Source organism: Chryseobacterium sp. MMO-72 (assembly GCF_037146035.1).
Taxonomy (GTDB): domain Bacteria; phylum Bacteroidota; class Bacteroidia; order Flavobacteriales; family Weeksellaceae; genus Chryseobacterium; species Chryseobacterium indicum.
The window spans coordinates 118,957-132,336 of the sequence record NZ_JBBCWG010000003.1; the positions used below are offsets into that span (position 1 = coordinate 118,957).

A 13,380-nucleotide genomic window follows, 5' to 3' on the forward strand; every position below is an offset into this window, starting at 1 on the left:
GGTTATTTTTTGCTGATCGCTTCTTCGTATCTTCTGCTGATTTCTTTCCAGTTGGTTACGTTCCAGATCGCGGTTAAATAATCTGCTCTTTTGTTCTGATATTTCAGATAATACGCATGTTCCCAAACATCGATCCCGAAAATAGGGGTTCCTTTTTCTTCTACAACATCCATTAATGGGTTATCCTGATTGGGTGTTGAGGAAACAAATAATTTTCCGCTCTTATCCACAGAAAGCCATGCCCATCCTGATCCGAAACGGTCGGCTCCTGCTTTTGCCATCTTCGCTTTAAAAGCATCCATGCTTCCGAATGTTTCGTTGATTGCTTTTGTCAGTTTTGCAGAAGGCTGTGTATTTTTTTCCGGGGTTAAAACGGTCCAGAACAACTCATGGTTGTAATGTCCTCCTGCGTTATTTCTTACGGCAGCCGGTAATTTTGAAGCATTCGACATGATCTCGAATAAGGTCTGTTTTTCCTGCGGCGTTCCTGCGATTGCTTTATTCAGGTTTGCAACATAGGCTGCTGCGTGTTTGGAATAATGAATTTCCATTGTCTGTGCGTCGATATTTCCTTCCAACGCATTGTAAGCATACGGCAACGGTGTCTGCTTAAACTGTGCAAACGCAAACTGCGCTGCAAAAACTGCACTCAGGGCAGTTACTTTCAAAATCTTCATAACGTTTTGTTTTTTGTGGTTTATTTTGGCTGGGAGATGGGTGATGGAAGCCTGAAGTTTTCTATATACTCCATAAAACTTCCAGCCTCTAACTTCCATCTTCCAAATCTCTATTTCAATAATTTCTTAATATCTTCTATTAATATTTCTCTGTCGGGATGGTATTTTCCGGTAAGCTTCGGCGTTTTTCCTTCCGGATCTCCATAGTTTAATCCCGAATAATACAAAATCGGCATATTGTCTTTATTGTACCGGCAACGGATATTTCCTTCTTTATCTACAAGGGCAATCATTCCGCTGTGATTCAGGTTTTCACCTTCGTCTTCCTTATCTCCGACATATATATTGAACTGATCTGCCAGTTTCCCGATATAAACTCTGTCTCCAGTAAGAAAATGCCAGTTCGAAGATTTTACGCCTATTCTTTGTGCGTGTTCTTTTAATGTCTGTGGAGTATCATTTTCCGGATCGATGCTTATGGAGATGATTCCGAAATCAGGATTGTTGATCTCATCTTCAATGGCTCTCATATTGGTATTCATTACAGGACAGATCGTAGGGCATCTGCTGAAGAAAAATTCTACCAGATATACTTTTCCGAGCATATCTTTATTGGTAATCGTTTTGTTGTTCTGATCCGTTAATTTGAAATCCGGAACTTTCATTACGGTGTACAGATTCTTTTTGAAATATCCCATTCCGACACCGATTCCCACAAAAAGCAGAGCAATAATTACAATCGGAACGATTACTTTGCTTTTGGAATTGCTGGTCTTTTTATTTTTTGGCATATTTCTCAGGATTCTTTTTGAATTCGTCTTTACAGTAAGCACTGCAAAAACCGTACGTTTTATTTTTATAGACTGCCGTATCTTTCATGTCGGCTTCTGTGGGCATATTGCAGATCGGGTCTACCGCATTGGCAAATTTCACTGTTTTCGTTCCGGAATTTGCGGTTGTTTTTGCTTTTTTATGCTTTACTTTAGGGGTTTCCTGTGCACATGCCATTAATGAAACAGACAATAATGCTGTTAAAATAAGTTTTGATTTCATTTTTTATTTAAATTGAAATTAATAATATTTGAATGATTGATTTTTTAACTAGACTTACTAATGAATTTCTTGCTTATCTTTAATTAATCATAATGCTTAATTTAAACGCAAAGGTCCGCAAAGTTTATTTTAACTACTAACTGTTTTTAAGTTCGCAAAGGCGTTCTACTTAGCAAAGAACCCAAAGATTTTAATGATGACAAATTACGGACAGTCATATATTGCTTAATTTTAACGCAGAGTTTGTAAGAGATTTTGAATAGTAACTTCTTTTTAAGTTCGTGAAGGTACTTCGACAAGCTCAGCATAAACTAAACACTTAGCGAGTGATAGCTAGAAACTTTATTCACAATTAATTCAGTTAAAGAATTAGCTGAAAATAATATTAAACTAAAGGAGGATGGAATATTCTGGAAAAATATTCTGAAGTATGGAAATTTATGTATCGTGAATCTGATTTTTTGTTTGAAACATCAAACTGATTGTTCACCGAAAAGGAAAGAATTTCATGGGAGATAAAAACATCAATTCCTGAAATTTTTACTGTCTGATTGTTATTGGACTGTTTTTCTGTTTTTGCCAGTTCTTTGGCAACGTAGCATTTTCCTTTGCAGGTAGATTGTGGAATGTTTCTGTTTTCGCAAAGGTTTTTTACGATATAGTCATAATTAACGGCGTAATTAATCAAGGGCAAAACGGGACGTAATGCAATCGTAAAAATGATAAATATGGAAACGAAAAACTTCAATGCTATATTCTACTCTACAAATATACTAATGAAATTTTGTTTTTAAGATAGATTATGATGAAAGTCAGTTTTGGTAATGGTTTAATTGTACGCTTTATTTTCGTAGAGATTTCCCAGATCACACCCCTTTGGATAAATAATTTAACGCATTAAAAATCTGCGGCATCTGTGAAATCTGCGGGAGTTTTCATAATTTATTAACCACGGATTGCACGGATTTTCACAGATGAATACAAATACTTTATGATGAAACTAAAGAATCTGCGAAATCTGAAGAGAAAAATAAATTTTGGCTAAAGCCAAATTGAAAAATTTATCCTTGCAAACGGGCTTTAGCCCGTTCCTATTGATGATTAAACAGCTTTTTGACAATATATGCGGAATACAATAAACTTCTATCATCCCACTTCCCTCTTCCGGCTTATTAAAACTTCATCCTTTGAATTCTCACGGCATTCAGGATAGCGAGTAAAGCGACTCCTACGTCGGCGAAAACAGCTTCCCACATGGTTGCCAAACCTCCTGCCCCGAGAATAAGAACAACGGCTTTGATGGAAAATGCCAGAATGATATTTTGCCACACAATTTTTTTTGTCTGTTTTCCAATGTTGATTGCCATCGGGATTTTACTCGGCATATCATCCTGAATGACAACATCTGCTGTTTCAATTGTCGCATCACTTCCCAATCCGCCCATCGCAATTCCGACATCGCTTAACGCAACCACGGGAGCATCATTCACACCGTCTCCTACAAAGGCAACGGTTTGATTTTTTGCTTTTATCTCCTTCACTTTATTCACTTTGTCCTCGGGAAGCAGATCTCCATAAACGTTCTGAATGCCTAAAATATCGGCGACGTGTTTCACTACAGAGGATTTATCTCCGCTGAGCATTGTGGTTTTTACTCCTAAAGATTTTAATGTATTGATGGTTAATTGTGCATCTGCTTTAACAGTGTCTGCAATTGTTAAATACCCGACAAATTTGTTGTCATATGCAACCGCAATTAAAGTATACACGATATTTTCAGTCTGAACATCATAATTGATGCTGAATTTATCCATCAGTTTAAAATTTCCGACCACCAGTTCTTTTCCGTTGATAACTGCCTTTAAGCCATAACCCGCAATTTCTTCTGCATTTTCCAACAGAATTGAGTGATCAACTTCTCCCACATATTCATGAATGGCGGTTGCTACAGGATGTGAGCTTTTGCTTTCCAGAGCATTGATGAGTTTTAAGATTTCATCGGTATTAAATTCATCATTAAAATTAACTTCCTGTACTTTGAACACGCCTTCCGTCATGGTTCCGGTTTTATCCATAACAACGTTTTGAACGTTTGCGAGAATATCTAAGAAATTGCTTCCTTTGAATAAAATTCCGTTTCGGCTTCCTGCTCCGATTCCTCCGAAATACCCCAAAGGAATAGAAATCACCAACGCACACGGACAGGAAATCACAAGGAAAACCAATGCTCTGTACAGCCACGCTCTGAACTGATAATCTTCTACAAATAAATAGGGTATAAATGTGATTCCGATTGCAAGAAATACAACAATCGGAGTGTAGATTTTAGCAAATTTCCTGATGAATAATTCGGTAGGAGCTTTTTGAGCAGTCGCATTCTGAACGAGTTCTAAAATTTTGCTCAGTTTGCTGTCTTTGTAAGCGGTTGTCACTTTTACTTCACTTACTGTATTGAGGTTGATCATTCCGGCTAAAACAGTTTCGCCTTTTGTTTTGGTATCGGGTTTACTTTCTCCGGTTAATGCAGAGGTATTGAATGAGGTGGTTTCGGACAGCAATTCTCCGTCCAGCGCTAATTTTTCTCCAGATTTTAACTGAATGACATCTCCAATATTTACTTTTTCGGCTTTCATAATCTGAGGTTTTCCGTCTTTTAAAACGGTTACTTCATCGGGACGCTGATCGAGTAAAGATTTGATGTTGGTTTTGGCTCTTGTTACCGCCATTGCCTGAAAAACTTCTCCAACAGAATAAAAAAGCATGACTGCAACGCCTTCCGGATATTCTCCGATGGCAAAAGCGCCCACGGTTGCGATTCCCATCAGGAAAAATTCAGAGAATACATCTCCGTTTTTTATGCTTTCGAACGCTTCTTTCAAAACCGGAAGACCAACAGGAATATAGGCGATTAAGTACCAAACCAGACGAATCCAGCCGGAAAACCATTCTGCTTTGATGAAATTATCCAAAGCGATTCCTATTAATAACAATCCAAAAGAAATGATTGCGGGAAGAAACAGACTGAAAACAGACTGATCTCCTGTATCATGAGAATGATCGTGATCATGGTTGTGACCTTCATGATGATGTTGATGTTCTTTTTTCGGTTTTGTGTTGCAGCATTCTTCCATAACTTAAATTTTAATTCAAAATTACAGTCAAAATGCGTGCAATACTATTGCAAACTTTCCAGGCAGTTTTCGCAGATTCCTTTTGCAAAAAGCCTTATTTCATCGATCCTGAATTGAGTCTGTATATTTTCCGGGACTGAAATATCTTCTTTACAGGTGGTCTGTTTGCAGATTTTACAGTAGAAATGAAGATGCCAGTCTTTGTGGGTATGTTCATCGCATCCATCGTGGCAGAGTTTGTATTTTGTTGTTGCATTTTCCTGAATGCTGTGAACAATTCCTTTTTCTTCAAATGTTTTCAGAGTGCGGTAAATGGTTGTCCGGTCTGCATTTTCGAAATGATTTTCAATTTCCGAAAGAGAAAGGGCGGCTTCCTGAGAACTCAAAAAATCGTATACCAAAATCCTCATGCTTGTAGGTTTGGTATTCTTATTCATTAATTTATTCTCAATGTCCTTTTTCATACGATTTACATTTGATGGATCTGCTCTTTCAAAGTTAGCAGTTTTAAAATTTGTTTAATTGTTATAGAGCATAATTTATATAAACTTAGTGTAAGAATTCTTAATATTATCTCTGTTTACCTGAAAAACACCAATCTCAATCTTCCATACTGTGATAAAAATGTTCCACAGTGCAACAAAAATCTTCAACAGTATAGTAAAAATACTTAATACTGCAATAAAATTACTCAACACTACTTTAAAGATGGTGTAAAAAGTAAAATTTATCCTAAACAATACACCGTTTCATGTAAATACTAAATTAAAAATAATACACAGTATTAATAATCTTCTAAACAGTGCATTAAAAGCATACAAACCTCTAAAGATGAGGGATTAAAGTGTATATTTATTTTCCGAATTTTTAAAATAATTATATAATGGGAATCTTAAAAGAAGAGTATGTGCCGATTGCTGATGCATTACTAATTAGTTTAGCTAGAGACTTAGCCATTTTTGAAGCAGAAAATCATTTGTTCAATGCTTCCTATCTTTCGGCAATGCAAAGCAAGACGGATGAGGTAAGGGCAAAGGAAACCGGAGACGCATTGCTGATACAGCAAAAGCAGACCACAAAAGAACTTTATACATTAGGCAAAGAACTTTCTAAACCCATGAAACTGCTGAACCTCGTCTTTGATAAAGCCGGAATAAAAAATTCTTTAACCAGCGAGGTACTGAAAAAAGTAAACAAAAGAAATTTTGAAGGCGTCCTGATGGGGCTTAAATCTCTGAAAGATGTTGTTGCAGCCAACAACGCTCTATTAACATCCTATGGAATGAAAGCCGATACCGAAACGGTGCTTCAAAACGCGTTTGATGCCATTACCACAAAAAGCAATGAGCAGAGCAGCTTCCAACAGCAGAGGAAAGCCTTTACCTCTGCCAACAAAGGCATTTACAGGGAGCTGTATGTCTATATAGGTGACGTGGCAAGATTGGGAAAAATTATATTTCAGGGAGAGCAGAAGGCTTCTGAGTACACTCTTGAAAATCTGATTGCTATGGTAAATTCTTCCAGAAAGAACAAATCTATAGATGACACCCAAAATAAGGGATAACCTTTGAAAAAATTTTGATGCGTTATAAAAAGTAATATTTTTTATTTCTATATTAGCATCCATAATTTTAACGAAACAAGCGTAAGCTATCATTTTGGTATTAGAAAACCGCTAATCTTCTAAAAAGACCAAATTTTGATAGGCTTACGCCCGTGTACCTATAACTGGCACGGGCGGAGTCTTTCTTGGTCTTTGGGTTCTTAGCGGTGCCTCTAATACAGATTGGCTTTTGCTCCGTGCCTTTTGCATTATTCTATCTCCCGATTAATTTTTGTCTAAGGCTTTTTATTAAAATTAATACGACAGCTTTTGCCGTACTGCAAATTTATTTTTGCACATGAAAATGTTTAATTAAAAAAATTGAAAGCGATGAAAATACTGAACAGGTCGGGATAATAAAGCACCGCAAAACTACGGACAAAAATATGGGGTTTTCCCTGTATTGATAGAATTAAAAAAAATATAAATTCACAACTTTAAAATCAACAAAATGAAAAAATCTTATTTCCTAATGCTTATGGCATTAGCGTTCATGTTCTCCTGCAGAACAGAAAATATGGATGAGAACAACCTACAGAAAAACCTGGAGAAAACGTCTCAGGCAAAATTTATTACAAAAACCGTCTCGCTTTCCGGTAAAGATGAAATTGTACAGAAATCCAATATTCTTTATGCCTTTAAAAACAATAAAACAAATACCACAGAGCTGGATTATAAGCATGTAGAATATATAGAAACCGCAGGCAAAAAAACATACACATTTAAAATCCTGAATTCCGATGCTCCCGGTTCTTTTCAGAATCTGGTGGTTATTCAGTATCCCGATGGAACAATTAAAAAGAAAATCATTACTTACTCTGCATCCGAAAATGAAAAGGAAAGTATGCTTATGGGAAATATGGTCAACTTTTCAGGGAAAGTAATATCTGTTACAGATCTTGATGATGCTGCACCGAACAATACGCAGGGAAAATATTATGAATCCGGAGGCAAATGTTATTCGGAAAGCATTGAGGTTTCCCCATGTGGTTCGGGACAGCATAATGCAAGCAATATGGATCAATGGGACAAATGTACACATCCTGTAAAAGCAAAACTTATTGTAACGGTGGAAGAAGTGCCATGCGGCTCCGGTGGAAGCAGCAGCACCGGAACAGGAATCGGAACTGATTATGGAAATGACACCCAGAATCCTGATAATGGAGGGATTGATTTTCCTACTGCGCCGACATTAACGAACCTGCAGTTTATTTTGTTTGTAAATACCCTTCCGCAGAACTTACAGGACGTAGTGAATAATGTTGATTATCTTGATTTTTATACCGGATTGAATAATTATTTTTACTACAGCAACAAAACTGCGGCGGCTAAAGCCTTTATTACATGGGCGCTGCAATTTAAACTCGCTAATCCTGATACTTCTTGGGAGCAGTTTCAGAACTGGTTCATAGATGGTTATAATACACAACATCAGAAAAATATAATTCAATTATCTCCAGCTCAAATTCAAGAATATAAAAACATTAATTCAGCTATTAACTACAGCCAATTAGGTTCTCAAGAACTTCTTGAAGTACAAGGTGCAAACTATCTTTATGCTATGCTTTATGCATACAACATACCAAGCAATCCGTCTTCACAAAATATACAGAGTGCTTTAAATTCAATGTGCTGCCCTTTTCCTCCATTTATTTCTTTCCCGCAAGTATTTACACAAAACGAGATTAATATTGTAGCTTCCAATTATATTTTCTTGAGAAAACATACTAATTGGGATCAGGCAACTTGTATGTGGGAAGCTTCAAAAGAAGCGGTTCACTTCCTTTTAGATCTTGGAGGATTAGTACCTGCATTTGGGGAGTTTTGTGATCTTTCTAATGCTACAATTTATGCAATAGATGGTGATTGGGATAATGCAGCATGGAGTACAGGTTCTGCTATACCTATTGCAGGATGGCTAAGCACAGGCAAAAAATTCACCATAAAGTTTGCTAATATCAGCAATAAAGTTATTTTGAATATGGTAGTTGATGGTGGAATTATTAAATTTGGAAACCGAAGTAAATTAAGACAAGTATTACAACTTACAGACAGTTCTATACATGCACACCATATTATTCCATGGGAGTGGAGAAACCATCCTTTGATTCAAAAAGCTGCTTTTGCATTACAAGGATTTCACATGAATGATGTGATCAATGGAATTCCTCTACCAACTACTGCACATTTAACAGGACATCAGGCATATAATCAAAAAGTATTCGATATATTAGAGCAATTAGATATACAGAACCCAAATCCAGCAGAATCATACAATAAAATTATTGGATTTACAAATTATTTAAAAAATTTAATTCAAAATAACCCCAATAAAAACCTTGGTGAAATTGCAGCAATTATTAATTATCCATAAATAATGAAATACTATCAACTAACATATTCTATTGATAATAAAGAAATAGGTTGTTTTCCTCAATCAGAAAGTGCAGAGAATTATAATTTCATGCTATCAAATTTGAGCATTTTAGATATTAATCCAATCCCTGTTTTAAAAAGTAAAGCAAAATTAACATCTCTGATATTATCAGCTCCTATCACAACTCCAAAATTAATCATAGATGATGACTTACTCTTTTTTCTAGAATCATTTTTATCAAATAACGAATATTTAAGTTCAAAAATAAAAGTAAGAAAGGGAAGCAAAATTTTTGATAACTATAATCTGTTTATTTTATTGGAAACTTCAGATAAAATTATTATTAACTATGAAAAATCAATATTTTTTAAGGGAAGTAATAAAGACTGGCAGTATAAAGGAGATATTGTTAGATTAGACAATTATGAGAATTATATGCAAAGTATTAAAAAAGAGTGTGACAATGATTATTGTTTAAAAACAAGTTTATTAAACTTAGATTTTTCAAGCATAAAAAAAGACTTAATACTTATTAGGAATTCTCCTCTAATTGGGGGATATTTCGTATCTGAAAAATTAAAGAACAATATTAAAGAAAAAGGATTTACAGGTATAGCATTTAAGGAAATAGAAGAAATCGATGAAAGAATAAAAGTAACCTACTGATTAATATAATAAATAATGAAAAGTAAAATAATAACAACTTTTATATTACTTATAGGATTGAGCATTAATGCTCAATCCTATAAACCTACCAAAGGCGAAATTGTTTTCAGAGAAACTTCTAAAATTACTAACAAAAAATTGTTTGATGAATCATTAAAAACAGCAAAAGAAAACTTTAAAGAATCGCTTATAAAGTCTTTACTAAAAGAAGAAGAAAACACTGGAAAGGAAAAGGAAATTGAAGAGATGTGCAATATATCAGCCGATGCATTAAAAATGATATATACTGAGGATTCAACAGAAATATACGTATATAAATTTGAAGATAATCTTCAAGACTTTTCAAAAAATATTATTCTAAAGGTTTCAGAAGATAAAAAGAGTAAGAAGATAATAAAAGGATATGACTGTTATAAAGTTAAGTATGAATATAAGGAAAACAATGAACATGCGGATGAAGAATATAAAATCTATGCAAAAAACACAATTTATCAACGTGAAATGTGGGTAACAGAGAAAATAAAATCCTTGTATCATCCAATAGTATTTGATAAAATTATTTTAGAAAAATATTATCCTTTAGAAATCTTAGAAACTCAAAGCGATATAAAAGGTTTTGAAAGAAGATTTAAATTAGAAAAAATTGAACTAAAGTAAGATTTTAAGAATAGAGGAAGTTTTGCATTTAATCAATGTGTTTTTAAAATGTGCTATCTTTGGATAAATTATTTTCAATGAAAATTCTTATCGTTAATGGTCCCAATCTGAATTTATTAGGAACCAGAGAGCCAGAAATTTACGGAACAGTCTCCATGGAGGATTATCTGGATCGTTTAAGAACCGATTTTCCTTCGCATCAACTGGAATATTATCAGTCTAATATTGAGGGTGAAATTATCAACCAGCTTCAGAAAGATGAATTTGATGCCCTGATTATTAATCCGGGAGCTTTTACACATTATTCTTATGCTATTGCCGACTGTTTAAAAAACATCCGTAAACCAAAAGTTGAGGTTCATATCAGCAATATTTACAAAAGAGAAGAATTCCGCCAGAAATCTGTAACAGCTGCAAATACGGATGCTGTCTTATCCGGTTTCGGAATGGATGGTTACAGACTGGCTATTCTGAGCCTGAAGTAATTTATTCAACGAAAATCTGCCGGAATACAAATAAAAAATCCTCATCGCATGATGAGGATTTCTATTTTTAGTTGGTTGTCTGCTCTTGTAACTGAGGTCCGGAAGGAATTAATTTTTTACCTTCTTCGGTGTTGCAATACTGCTCAAAGTTTTTAATATATCTTGAAGCTAAGTCTTTCGCTTTTTCTTCCCACTCAGAAGCATCACTGTAAGTATTTCTCGGATCTAAGATTCCTTCAGAAACATTTGGCAATGCGGTAGGAACTTCCAGATTCATAATCGGAATTCTTGTTTTCGGAGCATTTTCAATAGAACCGTCGATGATGGCATCGATAATAGCTCTTGTATCTTTAAGAGAAATTCTCTTTCCTGTTCCGTTCCAGCCTGTGTTTACCAGATATGCTTTTGCACCGTGTTCTTTCATTTTCCCGATCAATGTTTTAGAGTACATTGTTGGGTGTAATGTTAAGAAAGCTTCCCCGAATGCAGGAGAGAAAGACGGTTCCGGAGAGGTAATTCCTCTTTCAGTTCCCGCTAATTTCGATGTATACCCGCAAAGGAAATGGTATTGTGCCTGATCTTCATCCAGAATAGAAACCGGAGGCAATACTCCGAAAGCATCTGCTGAAAGATAAACGATCTTTTTAGCGTGTCCTGCTTTTGAAGGCAGAACAATTTTATTGATATGATAAATAGGATAAGAAACTCTTGTGTTTTCTGTGATGGATCCGTCTGTATAATCTGAAACTCCGTTGTTTACCACCACGTTTTCCAAAAGCGCATCTCTTTTAATGGCTCTGAAAATATCCGGTTCTTTTTCTTCCGAAAGATCGATTACTTTTGCGTAGCAACCTCCTTCATAGTTGAAAACTCCGTTGTTATCCCAACCGTGTTCGTCGTCTCCGATCAGATATCTTTTCGGATCTGCAGACAAAGTTGTTTTTCCTGTTCCTGAAAGTCCGAAGAAAAGAGCTACGTCTCCTTCTTCTCCTACATTTGCAGAACAGTGCATTGAAGCCATTCCTTTTAGCGGAAGGTAATAGTTCATCATTGCAAACATTCCTTTTTTCATTTCTCCGCCGTACCATGTTCCTCCGATAATCTGAAGTTTTTCAGTAAGGTTGAACATCACGAAGTTTTCAGAATTCAGTTCCTGTGCTTCCCAGTTTGGATTCGTTGTTTTAGAACCATTGATTACGGTAAAATCCGGCTCACCAAAGTTTTCCAGCTCATAATGAGAAGGACGGATAAACATATTGGTAACGAAATGTGCCTGCCACGCTACTTCAACGATGAACCTCACTTTTAGTCTCGTATCTGCATTGGTTCCGCAGAAAGCATCTACTACATAAATTTTCTTTGCAGCAGCAAGTTGGTTCAGCACTAAATCTTTACAAGACGCAAAAATTTCCGGAGTAGTCGGCAAGTTTACTTTCCCGTCCCAGAAAATGGTTTCTCTTGTAACATCATCCTGAACTATGTACCTGTCTTTAGGAGAACGACCTGTGAAAATTCCTGTTTTTACTGATACTGCACCAGATTCCGTAAGCTCAGCTTTCTCAAAGCCCTGATTTTCAGGAGAAAATTCAGCCTGATACAATTCTTCGTAAGACGGATTGTACACTACTTCGTAATTTCCTTTAATCCCTAATTTTTCTAAATCTTGGATGATTTTAGCGTGTTTCATTTTACTTATATTTTCTATTTCTTTTTTGGGTATAACAAAATTAAATATTAATTAATTGTTAAAGGTGGTTAAATATAATGATATAAGTCAGAATGACAAATAAAAAATAAACCTTGTAAAAAATTGAAAATCAAGCAATTATTTCAGACCATTCGAAAATTGTGTGAAAACCTTTTCCCCAAAAATAGTCCTTAAAGCCGTCAAATTTTGAGCTCATTACAAAATCTCCTCCCCAAGCTCCCAAACTTTTGACAAAAACAGGGCAATCTGCGAAAAATTTAGCCTTAACTGTAGGAATTTCAAGAAAATCCGATATTTTTTGCTCATGAATCAACATTAGTTCAGAAAAATTTTCCAATTTATTGCATAGTAAAATATTTCTTGTAATATCCGAAAATTCATCAACCCGTTTTTGGGACTTGGTTTTAGACTTGTAAAAATTAATTCCTTCACGGCTGTCCTGTTTCTGATTTAAATGAATAAAAATCAGTTCATCTTTAAAAGAAGGATTAAAATTTACCTTTTCATATTTAATTTCAGGAACACTTTGATACAGAACCGCCGATTTCTCTTTTGCCACAGCAATATCGTATCCGCTTCCGCCCAGACTTATCTTATTTAAATAAAATGGATCGATCTCCGCCCACTCCGCAAGATTGGTCATTAAAGTTGAACTGCTTCCTAAACCGTAATCTGCCGGAAACTGAAGGTTGGTCTTTAAATGGTAAGTAAAGTTATTTTTGAATGTAATTGTAGAAAGTGACTGAACGTTTTTTAAGGTTTTTAAAATAAATTCAGCACTGGCTGGAATGTTGGTTTCTAAAATCTGCCAGTTCTGATAATCGATGACAGCTTTCAGCCATAATTTGTTCTGATGATAAGCTTCCCAGAGAATAAGAGATTTTTCATCATGAATTTCTTCAAAAGAAAACTCTTGTCCCAGCCTGGTAGGTACCGCTAAGACAAGAGCTCCGTCCATTGCGAAATATTCTGAAGTAAGCATCAGCTTTCCCGGTGAAAATATCTCGCCCATGATTTTATTAA

13 protein-coding genes are annotated in these 13,380 nt (G+C 35.3%); 5 read left to right on the forward strand and 8 right to left on the reverse strand.

Features of this window, described 5'->3' with window-relative positions; translation table 11 throughout:
* Positions 1-2: 2 nt before the first annotated feature.
* From WFH39_RS05765 to WFH39_RS05790, 6 genes are all read right to left on the reverse strand, one after another.
* Complete coding sequence (locus tag WFH39_RS05765; RefSeq protein WP_336689131.1) at positions 3-677, reverse strand: superoxide dismutase; 675 nt, start codon at positions 675-677, stop codon at positions 3-5.
* Positions 678-787: 110 nt separating this feature from the next.
* Positions 788-1,468, reverse strand: coding sequence for an SCO family protein (locus WFH39_RS05770; protein WP_336689132.1), 681 nt, complete (start codon positions 1,466-1,468; stop codon positions 788-790).
* Complete coding sequence (locus tag WFH39_RS05775) at positions 1,455-1,730, reverse strand: YHS domain-containing protein (RefSeq protein ID WP_050378248.1); 276 nt, start codon at positions 1,728-1,730, stop codon at positions 1,455-1,457. Before WFH39_RS05775 ends, WFH39_RS05770 begins: the two co-directional genes overlap by 14 nt.
* A gap of 385 nt (positions 1,731-2,115) precedes the next feature.
* Positions 2,116-2,478, reverse strand: a complete 363-nt coding sequence (locus WFH39_RS05780) for a hypothetical protein (RefSeq protein ID WP_336689133.1) — start codon at positions 2,476-2,478, stop codon at positions 2,116-2,118.
* 424 nt (positions 2,479-2,902) lie between these two features.
* Complete coding sequence (locus WFH39_RS05785; protein ID WP_336689134.1) at positions 2,903-4,861, reverse strand: heavy metal translocating P-type ATPase; 1,959 nt, start codon at positions 4,859-4,861, stop codon at positions 2,903-2,905.
* A gap of 44 nt (positions 4,862-4,905) precedes the next feature.
* The gene (locus tag WFH39_RS05790; RefSeq protein ID WP_214588303.1) at positions 4,906-5,325 is read right to left on the reverse strand and encodes a Fur family transcriptional regulator; all 420 of its coding nucleotides are present in this window, start codon (positions 5,323-5,325) and stop codon (positions 4,906-4,908) included.
* 419 nt (positions 5,326-5,744) lie between these two features.
* On the opposite strand from WFH39_RS05790, the gene WFH39_RS05795 reads away from it, so the two are divergent.
* The 5 genes from WFH39_RS05795 to WFH39_RS05815 all read left to right on the forward strand — a co-directional run bounded on the left by WFH39_RS05795 (position 5,745) and on the right by WFH39_RS05815 (position 10,649).
* Positions 5,745-6,425, forward strand: a complete 681-nt coding sequence (locus WFH39_RS05795; protein WP_336689135.1) for a hypothetical protein — start codon at positions 5,745-5,747, stop codon at positions 6,423-6,425.
* 490 nt (positions 6,426-6,915) lie between these two features.
* On the forward strand, positions 6,916-8,838 hold the full coding sequence (locus WFH39_RS05800; RefSeq protein ID WP_336689136.1) for an AHH domain-containing protein: 1,923 nt from the start codon (positions 6,916-6,918) through the stop codon (positions 8,836-8,838).
* A 3-nt stretch (positions 8,839-8,841) separates the two neighbouring features.
* On the forward strand, positions 8,842-9,507 hold the full coding sequence (locus WFH39_RS05805; RefSeq protein ID WP_336689137.1) for a hypothetical protein: 666 nt from the start codon (positions 8,842-8,844) through the stop codon (positions 9,505-9,507).
* Between the two features lie 15 nt (positions 9,508-9,522).
* Complete coding sequence (locus WFH39_RS05810; RefSeq protein WP_336689138.1) at positions 9,523-10,164, forward strand: hypothetical protein; 642 nt, start codon at positions 9,523-9,525, stop codon at positions 10,162-10,164.
* Positions 10,165-10,241: 77 nt separating this feature from the next.
* The gene (locus WFH39_RS05815) at positions 10,242-10,649 is read left to right on the forward strand and encodes a type II 3-dehydroquinate dehydratase (RefSeq protein ID WP_185207733.1); all 408 of its coding nucleotides are present in this window, start codon (positions 10,242-10,244) and stop codon (positions 10,647-10,649) included.
* A gap of 67 nt (positions 10,650-10,716) precedes the next feature.
* Here WFH39_RS05815 and pckA read toward each other — a convergent pair whose 3' ends face one another.
* A complete protein-coding gene (pckA, locus tag WFH39_RS05820; RefSeq protein WP_336689139.1) occupies positions 10,717-12,336 on the reverse strand; it encodes a phosphoenolpyruvate carboxykinase (ATP) in 1,620 nt (539 codons plus the stop codon).
* A 130-nt stretch (positions 12,337-12,466) separates the two neighbouring features.
* Positions 12,467-13,369: a GYDIA family GHMP kinase gene (locus WFH39_RS05825; RefSeq protein WP_336689140.1), complete on the reverse strand. Its 903-nt coding sequence runs from the start codon at positions 13,367-13,369 to the stop codon at positions 12,467-12,469.
* Between the last annotated feature and the right edge of the window lie 11 nt (positions 13,370-13,380).